Origin of the sequence: Acinetobacter sp. YH12039, assembly GCF_013420015.1 — a bacterium.
In the GTDB taxonomy this organism is placed as follows: Bacteria; Pseudomonadota; Gammaproteobacteria; order Pseudomonadales; family Moraxellaceae; genus Acinetobacter; species Acinetobacter amyesii.
On sequence record NZ_VOZA01000065.1, the window covers coordinates 1 to 12,892 of the forward strand.

17 protein-coding genes are annotated in these 12,892 nt (G+C 41.1%); 9 read left to right on the plus strand and 8 right to left on the minus strand.

All coding sequences use genetic code 11. The annotated features are described in order from the left end of the window. Window positions 1–299: 299 nt before the first annotated feature. Together FTT98_RS16080 and FTT98_RS18195 are read left to right on the plus strand one after the other, a co-directional pair. Complete coding sequence (locus tag FTT98_RS16080; protein WP_227591842.1) at window positions 300–596, plus strand: hypothetical protein; 297 nt, start codon at window positions 300–302, stop codon at window positions 594–596. Next, window positions 593–733 (plus strand): hypothetical protein, encoded by a 141-nt coding sequence (locus FTT98_RS18195; RefSeq protein WP_227591843.1) that lies wholly within the window; start codon window positions 593–595, stop codon window positions 731–733. The genes FTT98_RS16080 and FTT98_RS18195 overlap by 4 nt, the downstream gene beginning before the upstream one ends. A 25-nt stretch (window positions 734–758) precedes the next feature. Here FTT98_RS18195 and FTT98_RS16085 read toward each other — a convergent pair whose 3' ends face one another. Further along, window positions 759–1,097 (minus strand): DMT family protein, encoded by a 339-nt coding sequence (locus FTT98_RS16085; RefSeq protein WP_078189529.1) that lies wholly within the window; start codon window positions 1,095–1,097, stop codon window positions 759–761. Between the two features lie 274 nt (window positions 1,098–1,371). On the opposite strand from FTT98_RS16085, the gene mpl reads away from it, so the two are divergent. Further along, a complete protein-coding gene (mpl, locus tag FTT98_RS16090; RefSeq protein ID WP_180005549.1) occupies window positions 1,372–2,736 on the plus strand; it encodes a UDP-N-acetylmuramate:L-alanyl-gamma-D-glutamyl-meso-diaminopimelate ligase in 1,365 nt (454 codons plus the stop codon). Between the two features lie 63 nt (window positions 2,737–2,799). Here mpl and FTT98_RS16095 read toward each other — a convergent pair whose 3' ends face one another. From FTT98_RS16095 to FTT98_RS16110, 4 genes are all read right to left on the minus strand, one after another. Next, window positions 2,800–3,270: a BLUF domain-containing protein gene (locus tag FTT98_RS16095; RefSeq protein ID WP_180005550.1), complete on the minus strand. Its 471-nt coding sequence runs from the start codon at window positions 3,268–3,270 to the stop codon at window positions 2,800–2,802. 160 nt (window positions 3,271–3,430) lie between these two features. After that, on the minus strand, window positions 3,431–3,616 hold the full coding sequence (locus FTT98_RS16100; RefSeq protein WP_168379504.1) for a hypothetical protein: 186 nt from the start codon (window positions 3,614–3,616) through the stop codon (window positions 3,431–3,433). A gap of 255 nt (window positions 3,617–3,871) precedes the next feature. Continuing rightward, complete coding sequence (locus FTT98_RS16105; protein ID WP_111885720.1) at window positions 3,872–4,156, minus strand: GNAT family N-acetyltransferase; 285 nt, start codon at window positions 4,154–4,156, stop codon at window positions 3,872–3,874. 350 nt (window positions 4,157–4,506) lie between these two features. After that, a complete protein-coding gene (locus FTT98_RS16110) occupies window positions 4,507–4,812 on the minus strand; it encodes a GNAT family N-acetyltransferase (protein WP_347269446.1) in 306 nt (101 codons plus the stop codon). Between the two features lie 132 nt (window positions 4,813–4,944). Here FTT98_RS16110 and FTT98_RS16115 point away from each other — a divergent pair, with 132 nt between their 5' ends. Then, window positions 4,945–6,138, plus strand: coding sequence for a sugar transporter (locus tag FTT98_RS16115; RefSeq protein ID WP_180005552.1), 1,194 nt, complete (start codon window positions 4,945–4,947; stop codon window positions 6,136–6,138). Window positions 6,139–6,440: 302 nt separating this feature from the next. Then, the gene (locus FTT98_RS16120) at window positions 6,441–7,406 is read left to right on the plus strand and encodes a TerC family protein (RefSeq protein WP_180005553.1); all 966 of its coding nucleotides are present in this window, start codon (window positions 6,441–6,443) and stop codon (window positions 7,404–7,406) included. Window positions 7,407–7,470: 64 nt separating this feature from the next. Here the strand turns inward: FTT98_RS16120 and FTT98_RS16125 are convergent, their stop codons facing one another. Continuing rightward, the gene (locus FTT98_RS16125) at window positions 7,471–7,800 is read right to left on the minus strand and encodes a nucleotidyltransferase family protein (RefSeq protein WP_373683091.1); all 330 of its coding nucleotides are present in this window, start codon (window positions 7,798–7,800) and stop codon (window positions 7,471–7,473) included. Between the two features lie 254 nt (window positions 7,801–8,054). Here FTT98_RS16125 and guaD point away from each other — a divergent pair, with 254 nt between their 5' ends. The 3 genes from guaD (at window position 8,055) to FTT98_RS16140 (ending at window position 10,562) form a co-directional block, all read left to right on the plus strand. Continuing rightward, window positions 8,055–9,371 carry a guanine deaminase gene (guaD, locus tag FTT98_RS16130; protein ID WP_180005555.1) on the plus strand — a complete coding sequence of 439 codons (1,317 nt, stop codon included), beginning with the start codon at window positions 8,055–8,057 and terminating at the stop codon, window positions 9,369–9,371. 225 nt (window positions 9,372–9,596) lie between these two features. Next, complete coding sequence (gene hpt / locus FTT98_RS16135; protein WP_078194457.1) at window positions 9,597–10,124, plus strand: hypoxanthine phosphoribosyltransferase; 528 nt, start codon at window positions 9,597–9,599, stop codon at window positions 10,122–10,124. A 180-nt stretch (window positions 10,125–10,304) separates the two neighbouring features. Next, window positions 10,305–10,562, plus strand: coding sequence for a GlsB/YeaQ/YmgE family stress response membrane protein (locus tag FTT98_RS16140; protein WP_180005556.1), 258 nt, complete (start codon window positions 10,305–10,307; stop codon window positions 10,560–10,562). Window positions 10,563–10,642: 80 nt separating this feature from the next. On the opposite strand, the gene FTT98_RS16145 is transcribed toward FTT98_RS16140, so the two are convergent. After that, entirely contained in the window at window positions 10,643–11,341 is a 699-nt protein-coding gene (locus FTT98_RS16145; protein ID WP_180005557.1) for a DsbC family protein, read from the minus strand. A gap of 113 nt (window positions 11,342–11,454) precedes the next feature. Further along, entirely contained in the window at window positions 11,455–12,405 is a 951-nt protein-coding gene (dmeF, locus tag FTT98_RS16150; protein ID WP_180177567.1) for a CDF family Co(II)/Ni(II) efflux transporter DmeF, read from the minus strand. Between the two features lie 56 nt (window positions 12,406–12,461). Between dmeF and FTT98_RS16155 the strand changes: the two genes are divergently transcribed. Beyond that, entirely contained in the window at window positions 12,462–12,728 is a 267-nt protein-coding gene (locus FTT98_RS16155) for a metal/formaldehyde-sensitive transcriptional repressor (RefSeq protein WP_180009138.1), read from the plus strand. The last annotated feature ends 164 nt before the right edge of the window (window positions 12,729–12,892 follow it).

The following is a 12,892-nucleotide window of genomic DNA, read 5'->3' on the forward strand; positions in this document are numbered from 1 at the left end:
CTGATGCTAGTTGGTCTAACACCTTGCAATGTTTGTCTTTTATACGTAATTTAAGGGTTTTCATGTACTTATATTAACAATCAAAACTCAAGGAAAATAGTCCTTAGTTAAATCAAACGACACTTCATGTCGTGTCGCTTATATCTCTGACCTGAAGGACAGAGTTCTACGCTCCATTTGATAAAATTTAACGGTTGTCTTTAAAGAGAAAACTCCATAATATTTTTATAAAATTATTTTTATTTTTTTCAATTTTATAAAAACTTTTATTAAATCAATATTTATAAGACACTTTAAAGATGAAACAGATCTTCATCCTGCTCACTTTAGCCTTAAGCTCTCAGAGTTTTGCCCAACTGGTTCAACTCAATACCAGCCAATTTGAAATAGAATTTAACCTCTTACAGAAACAAAAAGGCTATAACAGCCAGATTAAGAGTAATGGCTACATCCACGAAAAATTTTTAGTCACTGGCAAATCGATCATTGATGAACGTGAGTCGGTCAAGATGACAGGCTATTACAAAGCAGATGATGGCCGTGATAAAATGTATTCAATTTCAGAATATCGTGTAGCTATGTTTTTGCACTCATGAACTTTGAAGCAGACGGTCAAATGACTGTACTGACCAGTGAGAGTGATTATGCCTTTGACTATGAAGATCCCACTCCAAGAGACCGTGAGTTTAGTAAAGTCCTCAAAAATGCCTGCAAACACGCCTCACTTAAATGATCGGACCCATGCGGCATCGGATCAGTTAAGCACTGCGAAACACGAAATAGACACACCCAAAAAGGCATAAACCTGCCCACAAATAGTCCAATTTAAAGGGCTGTTTAAAAAGGAAAATCATAAATGGAACGAAGACCAATAGCGTCACGACTTCTTGTGTGATTTTCATTTGACCCAAAGACCACCCATGTTTGGCCAACAATCGCGTTGCTGGGATCATAAAACTATATTCGAGTAACGCGATCGCCCATCCAAATAAAATCGCTTGCCAAAGCGGCGCATCATGTAAAAACTTCAAATGCCCATACCAGGCCAAAGTCATAAAACAGTTGGAAATAATCAATAAAAACAGGGCAAGTGACATAAGCAATCAAGATCGCAAAAAATTGCGCTTATTGTACGTTTTTCATCACAATTTCGCGCCTATTTTCCGTGTTTTTATCATTAAGAAAATCACACACATTTGATCAGTTACGAGCTCAATCTTTTTGTACGATCTCATACAAAAAAATCTATCTTTTCGCTAAGACCCTTGCTATGGTTGCTCTCAAATGAAATTAACTTTTTCAACCAAATCTATAATGACAACACCACAATAACAAAGTGATGTGTCGGTAAAAGCAGTGGAGTTAGAACGAATGCATCTGCATATCTTGGGTATTTGTGGCACCTTTATGGGTTCATTGGCGCTCTTGGCGCGCGATTTAGGACATAAGGTCACGGGTTCAGACCAAAACGTTTACCCACCAATGTCTACCCAATTGGAAAATGCAGGCATTACCTTAATGCAAGGCTATGACCGTAGCCATCTTCAACCACATCCAGATCTCGTGATTGTCGGCAATGCTATGAAACGTGGTATTGATGCTGTGGAATACATGTTGAACGAAGGCCTGCCTTATATTTCTGGCCCACAGTTCCTTGCAGACCACGTCCTACAAGGCAAACATGTGTTAGGTGTTGCAGGCACACATGGTAAAACCACAACCACAACCATGCTGGCGTGGGTGCTCGATCAAGCAGGTTTAAATCCAGGCTTCTTGATTGGCGGCGTACCTTTAGGCTTTAGTGAAAGTGCACGTTTAGGCGGTGGTCAATATTTCTGTGTAGAAGCCGATGAATACGATTCCGCATTCTTCGATAAACGTTCTAAGTTTGTGCATTACCATCCTAAAACAGCAATTTTAAATAACCTTGAATTTGACCATGCCGATATCTTCGATGACTTGGCGGCGATTCAAAAGCAATTCCATCATCTGGTTCGTACTATTCCAAGTGAAGGCCGTATTATTGCGCCCATCACCGAAACAAAAATTGATGAAGTCTTGGAAATGGGCTGCTGGACACCTGTCGTGCGTACATCTTTAGATGCCAATGACAAATCTGAATTGTATGCAGAACAATTGTCTGCTGACGGTTCACATTTCAAAGTGCTACAGCATGGTGTTGTGAAAGGCGAAGTCAAATGGAATATGACTGGGCAACACAGTGTAGCCAATGCTTTGGCAACCATTGCTGCGGCTGAACATGTCGGTGTTTCGATTGAAATGGCGTGTGAAGCGCTTTCAAACTTTGGCGGTGTCAAACGTCGTATGGAGCTTTTGGGCACAGTCCGTGGCATTGAGGTTTATGACGACTTTGCACATCACCCAACGGCGATTGATACCACGTTAGAAGGTGCGCGTAAGCGTCTGGGTCAACGTAAGCTTTGGGCGGTGATCGAGCCACGTTCTAATACCATGCGCATGGGTAGCCATAAAGATGGCCTTGCACATTCTGCACGCTTAGCGGATGAAGTGATTTGGTATCAACCTGAAGGTTTGGATTGGGATCTACAACCCGTGATTGAAGCTGCTGCGAATAAAGCTGTCGTGGCACGTTCACTGGATGACATCATCCAAACCATCGTAAGCGAGGCAGGCGAGGGCGATGCTGTAGTGATTATGTCGAATGGCGGTTTTGGTGGTTTACATCAGAAGTTGATCAGTGCATTAAAAGCCTAAATCAACTGGATAAAATGAAAGAAGCCCGCGAAGCGGGCTTTTTTTATTTTATTCACACTCAGCTTAAAAATAATGCTGATAGCCTCGGTTTTTATAGCCTGAATCCAGCTTAACCGGCTGTTCAACATTTTCTAATCTTAACAATGTCGTTAAAAACGCCTGAATTTGTTCCGTATTAAGCAGGTTTGGTTGAAAGCTTGAATGTCCAAAGCGCTGGAATAAACTGGCAATTTCACTATGTCGATTTACATATTTCATCGACCATTTTGAAAAATCGATTTGATCAATAGTTTGATCAGGATAACGCACAATATCCCGATGCCGCGTATCTTGCATAATATGCTGAAAAAGCTGTTCGAGTGCCGCTTGCTCACCTTGCAGGCATTGGAAGAACCGGCCTTCTGCATAGTACAGCACGCCAAAAATATTTTTTTCAGTATTAAAGCTGCGGGCTCTCACCAAAATATCACTTAAATCTTGTATTAAATCAAATTGTTGTTCTACACGCGTACTGGCATAACAGAGTTGTATCATTGTGTTTATTCTTCAAGTATTTGCATGATTTTAACGTGGGATGAGCCACAGAATTAGTGTAGATTTGTATGTTTTTTAATCAAATGTGCTTTTTAACTTACAACAGAAAACCGATATCACGGATACCGAAATTAGCTTCAAATTTTTAAACTGATCAACATTAAAACAATGAAACGATTCCTCTTTGAGGATGAATACAGAGGTCTCCCATGCTCAAAAATTTATTCATATTTTTATCGATCACTTGTGTATATTTTGCTGCCTTAATCATCCTGAATAATTTTGGCATTTCAGATTTTTTAAATGTCGTGATTTGCTCGCTTATCTTAGGAATAACACTGCGCACCGTGATTCCTCACTATCTTATTTATTTACTGATGATGATGACCATTGGCAGTATTTATTTTGTGCTGAATGATTTTGCTTTATTAAATATCATGTGTTTAAGCTTGGTTTTAGGAATATTGATCTGCTCAATTTTGTTCCAATTGTGGCCACATATCGTCAAAACACCATCAACGCTGTTGAAACTCAAGCTCAATTGAGCACAACGCAGTTTTTAAATTTTCATACTGATAAAACGCCCGCATCGCGGGCTTTTTTAGGCTTGAATATCGGCTAATGTCTTGTCTCGGCGAAACATCACCTCTACATAAGAACAGGTTGGGATAATTTTTAAGTGTTTGTCACGAGCAAATTCCACCAAATGATCCAATAACACACGAGCAACCCCTTGCCCACGTAAGGAATCATCTACCCACGTGTGATTTGCCACAATAGTGTGTTCATCACGCCATAAGTAACTCATTTCTGCGAGGCGTATACCCTCAGCATTTAACTGAAAAAATTCACCTTTTTGACCGTTATCTTGATGTTGCATAGTCACTGTTTTTTCTTCCTTTTTATGAAAAAATACACCGTGTAACAAACGAGAAAGTGATCGGTACAGAACTTAAACGACCTATATTCAACTGTAGGTGATAATAAATCCGTACACCTTTCACATTAATTAAAAAACAATTAAATCACACTTGCCGGATATTTTTATTATGGACCTTTATCTTGTCGCCATCTTTGTATTACTCATTGCTGCAGCATGCTTGGTTGTATCGCTGTATAAATCACGATCTTAATTCAATTTCACAATTAGATTTCAAATAAAAGAACAGCCTGATCGCAATACGATCAGGCTGTTTTTATTTATCCAAATGATTAATCTACATCACGCTGTACAATTTAGCGTAGAACATCACGAATCGATTCATCTTTATCAAATACAGATTTTGCAAAAGGGCAGAGTGGAATAATTTTCACGTTCTTTTCCCGAGCAAAATTCACTGCTGCATCGAGGAGATGTCGTCCAACACCTTGTCCTCGCAAGCTATCACTGACATCGGTATGATCAATAATAAATTTATCATCGCCTGCCCATGAGTAAGTCATCTCTGCCAAACGCTCCCCATCTTGCTCAACAAAGAAAGCTCCTTTTTTTTGATCATCATCTTGTTGTACAAACATCTTAAATTTCCTCCATTTTTTTATAAATTGGCATGTAATGCAGGTCAACTCTGTTGTTTTTGTATTAATTTAAACCGCATGTACAGGGCTTAAATCGGTTCCTGCTTGTGTATACAGCATAGTAAAATATGCCACTTTTTTTATTTGAAGACACTCATGTCTGCCTCTCCCTCCGAAACGGCTTTTTCTGGCTCTTGGACGGCTGTGATTGCTTTGGCTTTCGCAGCATTTATTTTTAATACCACTGAATTTGTACCTGTCGCGTTGCTCAGCGATATTGGCAAAACCTTTAGCTTAGCCGCAACCGATGTCGGTATCATGATTACGCTGTATGCATGGGTGGTTGCGCCGATTTCTTTGCCGATCATGTTATTGACCAAAAATATTGAACGTCGCTCGCTCCTGATTTGTTTATTTATAGTGTTTATTATCAGCCATGTTCTGTCGTATTTCGCATGGAGCTTTAATACCTTATTGCTCAGTCGAATCGGCATTGCCTTCTCACATGCACTTTTTTGGTCAATTACTGCATCGCTGGCGGTTCGTGTTGCACCGAAAGGCAAAGAATTTCAAGCCTTGGGGCTTTTGGCCACAGGCACGGCTTTGGCGATGGTTCTCGGTATTCCGTTTGGGCGTATGGTTGGAGAAGTCTATGGTTGGCGAAATACCTTTGCTCTGATTAGCATTGGCGCCAGTATCGTTTGCCTGATTTTAGCCAAAACGCTGCCAATACTGCCGAGTTTGAACTCAGGTTCGCTGAGCAGCCTAAAACAGTTTATTCGCCGTCCAAGCTTAATGATGGTCTTTGCATTAACCATTATCGTAATTAGCGCGCAATTTACCGCATATAGCTATATCGAACCGTTCTCACTCAACATTGCTGCATTCAGTTCCATGCAAACTACCACGTTGTTATTAATCTTTGGTGCTGCAGGCTTTCTGGGATCTTATCTCTTTGGGAAATTTGGTGGGAAATATCCTAAAGTTGCAATTCCTTTGAGTACAGCCACACTGGCTTTATCCATGCTGCTGTTGCTTCCTGTTTCTTTGAGTTTTGCAGGTGTGAGTGCGGTGTGCTTATTGTGGGGCATGAGTATCATTGGATTTAGTCTCGCATTACAGTCAAAGACGCTGCATCTCGCATCCGATGCCACAGATGTCGCCATGGCTATCTATTCAGGACTTTATAATGTCGGCATTGGCGGTGGCGCACTCTTGGGCGGCATGGTCAGCGTACATTTCGGTTTGAGCTATATTGGCGTGATCGGAGGAATCATCGCGGTGATCGGCACACTTTTAGCCTTAGCGTTGGTACAACGTGGTGATTTTAATCCTCCCATGGCACATTAAATGAATTCGCAAATTGCCGATTGCACTTTGTACTAAAAACTGTCATGCTTTGCCGCATATTTGGACAGTGTCCAAAACAAAATTTGAACAAGGGGAGTAGCCTCCTCCAAACGTAAACCTTGTTTTACGTGTCAGAATATCGTCATTACACTTTGCAAAAAGTCGGTATCTGAGCATCGCTGCTGAAAATCATTACAGTACGATGTAGGCAAGACCTTGATCATGTTGTCTCAGGCGTTTTATTTCGTCTGGCAACTGGTCGAGGTTTTTTTATGGCTGGTTGTTAGATGTGGAGAATACACATGGAAACGATTGGCTCTTTATGGCTATATCTGGCATTTTTCGGTTTAGTCACCATCATGCTACTCATCGACTTTTTAGGCTTTAAAAATAACAAAGGCCAAGAAATCAAAGTCAAAACCGCTGCCTATTGGAGTATTGCATGGGTCTCTGTGGCTACCTTATTCGGTGGTGCATTGTGGCTCTACTTACAGCAAACCGCTGGTGTCGCTGTTGCAAACACCAAAGTCATGGAATATTTCGCTGGTTATCTGCTCGAAAAATCACTCGCAATTGATAACGTTTTTGTCTGGCTCATGATTTTTGCTGCTTTTGCCATTCCACCTGCTTTGCAGCGTAAACTGTTGCTCTACGGTGTCCTCGGCGCAATTGTACTGCGTACCATCTTTATTTTTATTGGGGCATGGTTCGTTCAAGAATTCTCTTGGGTACTGTACTTCTTCGGTGCGTTCTTGGTGTATACCGGCTTTAAATTCCTTAAGGGTTCAGACGAAGACGACAAAGATATCGAAGATATGGCGATTTTGAAGTGGCTACGTAAACACATGCGTATTACTCCTCAAATGCATGAAGATAAATTCTTCGTTCGTCAAAATGGTGTCTTGTGGGCAACGCCGCTCTTTTTAGTGTTGATCTTGGTTGAAGCATCTGACGTAATTTTTGCGGTTGACTCAATCCCAGCAATCTTTGCGGTTACCTCTGACCCGTTCATTGTACTGACGGCAAACTTGATGGCGATTTTGGGTCTACGTGCTATGTTCTTCCTCTTGTCTGGTGCTGCATCGAAAATGCATTACTTACCGTATGGTCTGGGCATTATCCTCGTGTTTATTGGCGCTAAAATGCTGTTGCTCGATGTGTTCCACATGCCAATTTGGATTTCACTCGGCTTTATTGTAGTGACCTTAGCCATCACTGCGTGGTTATCGATCCGACACAGCAAGAAGTACCATGAAACCACACTATAAAACGCTTAGATAAATAAAAGCCTTCTTTTCGAGAAGGCTTTTTATTCTGACACGAAGCCATGAACTAAGCTTTAGGCGTCATCAAGAGTTTGAGTTTCGGCCAGCGTTGTAAAAATTTTTTTTGCTGCACACGCTGCAAAAAAGTCGCCTGACTGACTAAACGTGGGTTCCAGCGGACATTTAACTCAAATAAATCATCTAAACCCAAAGGAGCAATCAGCTGTATTTGTTGTTGATGTCGCTGTGACCAAATCAAATTACGAACCACGCCTGCAGCCAAATAAGCCTGTGTATCTATGGCATACAGGGCATGTAAAATCTGCATGATGCCTTGATGCTGAAATAGGTCATGTTTTAATTGGTCTGAATAGCTCATGTTCACTAAAGGGTTCATTATCGTTTTTTAAAGGGCGCTCTTGAGATCAATATAGCAAGCGTTGCGACTCATGGTCTTTATTCATTCATCGATGCAATGTATACAGCTCAATGCTTTTGTATTATTCAAATCAAATACAATGAACAAAAAAACAGAATCACTTATAAACAACTGTTCTATTTTTTAGAACACATTTTCACAAATACTCTAACGGTATTTTGAACCAAATTGGGCTACAATCAACCGAAAAAATTCTAAACTGCAGGTATGTCATGTCTTCTGTTATCGCATCTACAGCGATCCGTGGTCGCTTTCTAGATATTCAGAATACAGTTGCCCAAGCACGTGAAATTCACGACCAAGTGCGCTATTTCGAAGATGGTTTGCTAATTACGCAAGCCGGAAAAATTCAATGGTTCGGTCCATGGTCTGAGGGCCAACACCATCTCCCAGATCAGGTTGAAGTACAGCATTATCCTGATCAATTGATTGTTCCGGGTTTCATCGATACCCATATTCATTATCCACAAACGGAAATGATGGGGGCTTATGGTGAACAGCTATTGGAATGGCTCGATACCTATACCTTTCCAACTGAAATCCAATTTGAAGATCCGGCTTATGCAGAGCAAATTGCACAGTTCTTTGTAAACGAGTTACTCAAAAACGGAACCACAACAGCTCTTGTTTTTTGTACCGTTCATCCACAATCGGTCGATGCTTTATTTAAAGCTGCAGAACAGCATCAGATGCGCTTAATTGCCGGTAAAGTGATGATGGATCGACATGCACCTGAAGCATTATGTGACACTGCAGAGAGTGGCTATAACGACTCCAAAGCACTCATCAAAAAGTGGCATGGAAAGGGCCGTAACCTGTATGCCATCACGCCTCGCTTTGCCCCAACCTCAACGCCTGAACAATTGGCACGGGCAGGGGAGCTAAAAGCCGAGTATCCTGATGTCTATGTACATACGCATTTAAGTGAAAATAAAAATGAAATCGCGTGGGTCAAATCATTATTCCCTGAGCAAAACGGCTATTTGGACGTTTATCATCATTATGGTCTGACCGGATCACGTTCCGTGTTTGCGCACTGCGTGCATTTGGAAGATGCCGAGTGGGAGTGTATGCATCAGACCAACTCTGCAATCGCGTTTTGTCCAACCTCGAACTTGTTCCTAGGCAGTGGTTTATTTCCATTAAAGAAAACATGGGAAAAACAGGTGAAAGTCGGCTTAGGCACAGACATTGGCGCAGGCACCTCATTTAACCAACTACAAACCATCAATGAAGCCTACAAAGTTCAACAACTTCAAGGCGATAAACTGTCCGCATTTGAAGCGCTGTACCATGCCACTTTAGGGGGAGCAAAAGCCTTAGATCTAGCGGACAAACTTGGAAACTTTGATTTGGGCAAAGAAGCAGATTTTGTGGTGCTCGATTTAAATGCCACGGCTTTACAAGCCTTACGTCAACAACGTGCCAAAAATCTGGAAGATGCTTTATTTGCCCTCATGCTGATGGGTGATGATCGTAATATCCATGCCACCTATGTGTTTGGACAATGTGCGTATGTCAAAGCATAAAACGGCTCGACCGAGACGAAAAACAGCGTTGAAAATTGGACTGATTGCCGTCGCTTGTTTGTGCTTACTCAAGCGTGACAGCACTTCCAAGAAAAACTGATTACATTTTCAACGGCAAAAAAGATGCATCTGCGAGCCAGATGTATTAAAATTGGTTCATCTTTAGAGGTGTTGCAAGTCAACACCTTTTTTATTTTTTTGATTTGCTTTTTTAGGTATCTACCCATGTCTGTTCAAATGAGCGTACTGATTTCCACTGAAGAAATTCAAGCTAAAGTGAAAGAGCTTGGCGCAAAAATTGATGCACACTATGCTAACAGCGACAAAGAGTTGGTGTTAATCGGTCTTTTACGCGGTTCTGTTATTTTTATGGCTGACCTTTGCCGCGCAATTTCAAAACCGCATGAACTCGACTTCATGACCGTTTCAAGTTATGGCGGTGGGACCGTATCTACTCGTGATGTAAAAATCTTAAAAGACTTAGACGGCGACATTAAAGATAAAGATGTCTTGGTGGTTGAAGATATTATCGATTCAGGAAATACCTTAAGCAAAGTTTTAGAAATTTTACAGACGCGCAATCCAAATTCAATCGAGCTTTGTACTTTGGTTAGCAAGCCTTCACGTCGTGAGATTGAACTCGAAGTGAAATTTTTAGGTTTTGAAGTCGAAGATAAATTTATCGTAGGTTATGGTCTGGACTATGATCAAAAATATCGTCACATTCCATTTATTGGCGAAATTGGTCTCTAAGCAAGATCAGATACTTAAGAGTGGCCTAAGGCCACTTTTTTTTTACTTTTCTTGCTATTTCAGAACAAAAAAACAACAGTTTTTTGCATGTTTAGGCTGTAGCTCAGCTTAGTTTTGATTAAAGATAAAGATTGAACATGTCGTAAAAAACAAATACATGATAACAAAAGGAGAGTTACTATGTGGTCACTCATTGTTGCGATTGTTGTTGGTTTTATTGCTGGTTTAATTGCACGTGCGATCCATCCTGGAGATGACAAAGCCGGTTTCATCATGACCACCATTCTCGGGATAGCAGGTTCCTTACTTGCGACCTATGGCGGACGTTTATTAGGTCTGTATGGAGAAAATTCTGCTGCAGGATTTATCGCTTCCGTCATTGGTGCGATCATCGTGTTGTTTATCTATAACCTTGTAACGAAAAAAAACCGCGTCTAATTTTTATAGCGCCATTAAAATACCCGCCTGTAGACGGGTATTTTTTTATTTATATTTTATTCATGCCGTACAGCTTGAAATTATTTGATCTCTTTTAACATCGATTCTAATTCAGCAGCAGGGTAAGCACCGGTTAAGATCGAACCGTTGGCAAAGACGATTCCCGGTGTACCACTTAGTTTTAAGCTTTTTGCTAATTTTAAATTTCGATCAATGGGGTTTGCACAGCTTTTCGCTGACTTCGGTTGAATTCCCTTATTGATTAAATTATCCCAGGCCATAGCAGGGTTTGAATCACAAAAAATCTGCTTCGATGGCGCCAACGACTGCGGTTTTATGGCTGTGACAAAAGTATAAATGGTCACATCATTAAGTTTTGCCAGTTCTACTTCAAGCTTCTTACAATATGGGCAATTTGGGTCAGAAAAGATCGCGATTTGGCGCTTCCCATTCCCCCTGACAGTTTTAATCGCATCTTGTAATGGTAGTTTATTCCACTCAGTTTTTTGCTGACTGAGGATCAATTGTTTGGTCAGATTTTTTTGATCTTTTAAACGGATCATAGAACCTGCAATCACATAATCCGCATTTTCACTCAAATACAAAACTTGATCTTCAACAAAGCCACTATATATGCCTGGCATTTCTGTACTTTGAATATTCTCAATTTTTAAACTGGGGTGCTTTTCTCCCAAGAGCTTTTGAACGTGTGCCGCATCTGCCAAAGCAAAAGTCGAAAGGATGGTACTTAACGCCAACGCACATATTTTTTTCAACATAGACCGAACTTCAACATTTAATTGATTCAGCATTCTAAGCCTTAACGCGTGAAAGTCTTGGGCTTTTTTCAGTTCATTACGCAATAGCTACATGCCGTTTCACGTGGAACATATTACGCTGCATCAGGTGAATTAATTTCAACAGACACATGCACAATTTCTTCATGAATCGACAGCGCTTGGCGGACTTCATCGGCACTCAACGCCTGACTGGTTTCTAAAGCTACAATACACGAGAACTGACCTTTACCCACTTTCCACACATGTAAATCAGTTACATCGACGTCGACAGGAAATTGCATTAAAACTTCTCGAATCTCATCAACGACAGGGTGATCCATTTCCGCATCCAGTAATGTTTGTCCTGTTTCTTTCATCAAGCCAATGGCCCACTTACCGACCAGCACTGCACCAACAATCCCCAATAGCGCATCTAAAAATCCCCACCCCATCCATTTTCCGGCAAATAAAGCCACAATCGCCAATACCGAAGTCACCGCATCAGCAACCACATGCATGAAGGCTGCTTTCTGATTGAGATCGTGATGATGATCATGCTGCTCCTCATGGCTATGCTCATGATGGTGATGGTGATGGTGATGGTGATGGTGATGGTCATCATGCAATAACCAAGCACAGATCAAGTTCACCACCAGACCTAAAATCGCAATAGGGATTGCTTCGTTATAATGAATTTGGACCGGGTTGAATAAGCGTTCCACCGAATGAAAAGCCATAAATGCAGCAACAACCATCAATAATATCGCGCTGCTATAGCCCGCTAAAATTTCAATTTTCCAAGTTCCAAAGCTAAAACGAGCGTCTTGAGCATAGTGGCGTGCCGCACGATAGGCAAAATAGGCCAAGCCTAATGCCAACATATGTGAACTCATATGCCAGCCATCTGCCAATAATGCCATCGAATTAAAAATCCAACCGCCAATGACTTCTAACAACATCATGACTGCCGTTAAAATAGTGGCAATTAAGATCCGTTTTTGTGCGAGTGGATTACCTTCATCAAATTGATGATGATGAATTCGGATGGATGGGGAAGTTTTCATTAGGTTCTATGCTTAAATATACTCCCCCATAGTATATTTATTTTCGGGAGAAAGTGTTGAGTCATTTACATCAGGACAAAAAGATTTTAAATCGGGTTAAACGTCTACAAGGTCAGGTCAATGCGGTTGAACTGGCTTTACAGCAACCCGAAGCAGGGTGTATTGAGGTATTACAACAGGTTGCGGCCATCAAAGGTGCTGTAAATGGATTAATGAATGAATTAATCGAAGCACATTTACGCCATCATGTATTGCCTCAAGATGTTGAAATCAATGAAGCAGAACTGGAAGAATTTGTAAAACTGCTTAAACGCTATGGATAACGTTACAACTGTGATTTGACCATGGAAAACAATCGGCATTGACATACTCCCACCACCAAGCTAAGAGCTATGGTGGGGGAATCTTTGCGACCCATGCAATCTTAGAGATTGCACCTTTCGATACCGCACTGCGCTGACAGTATGGCGGTACAGGAACTCTTTAT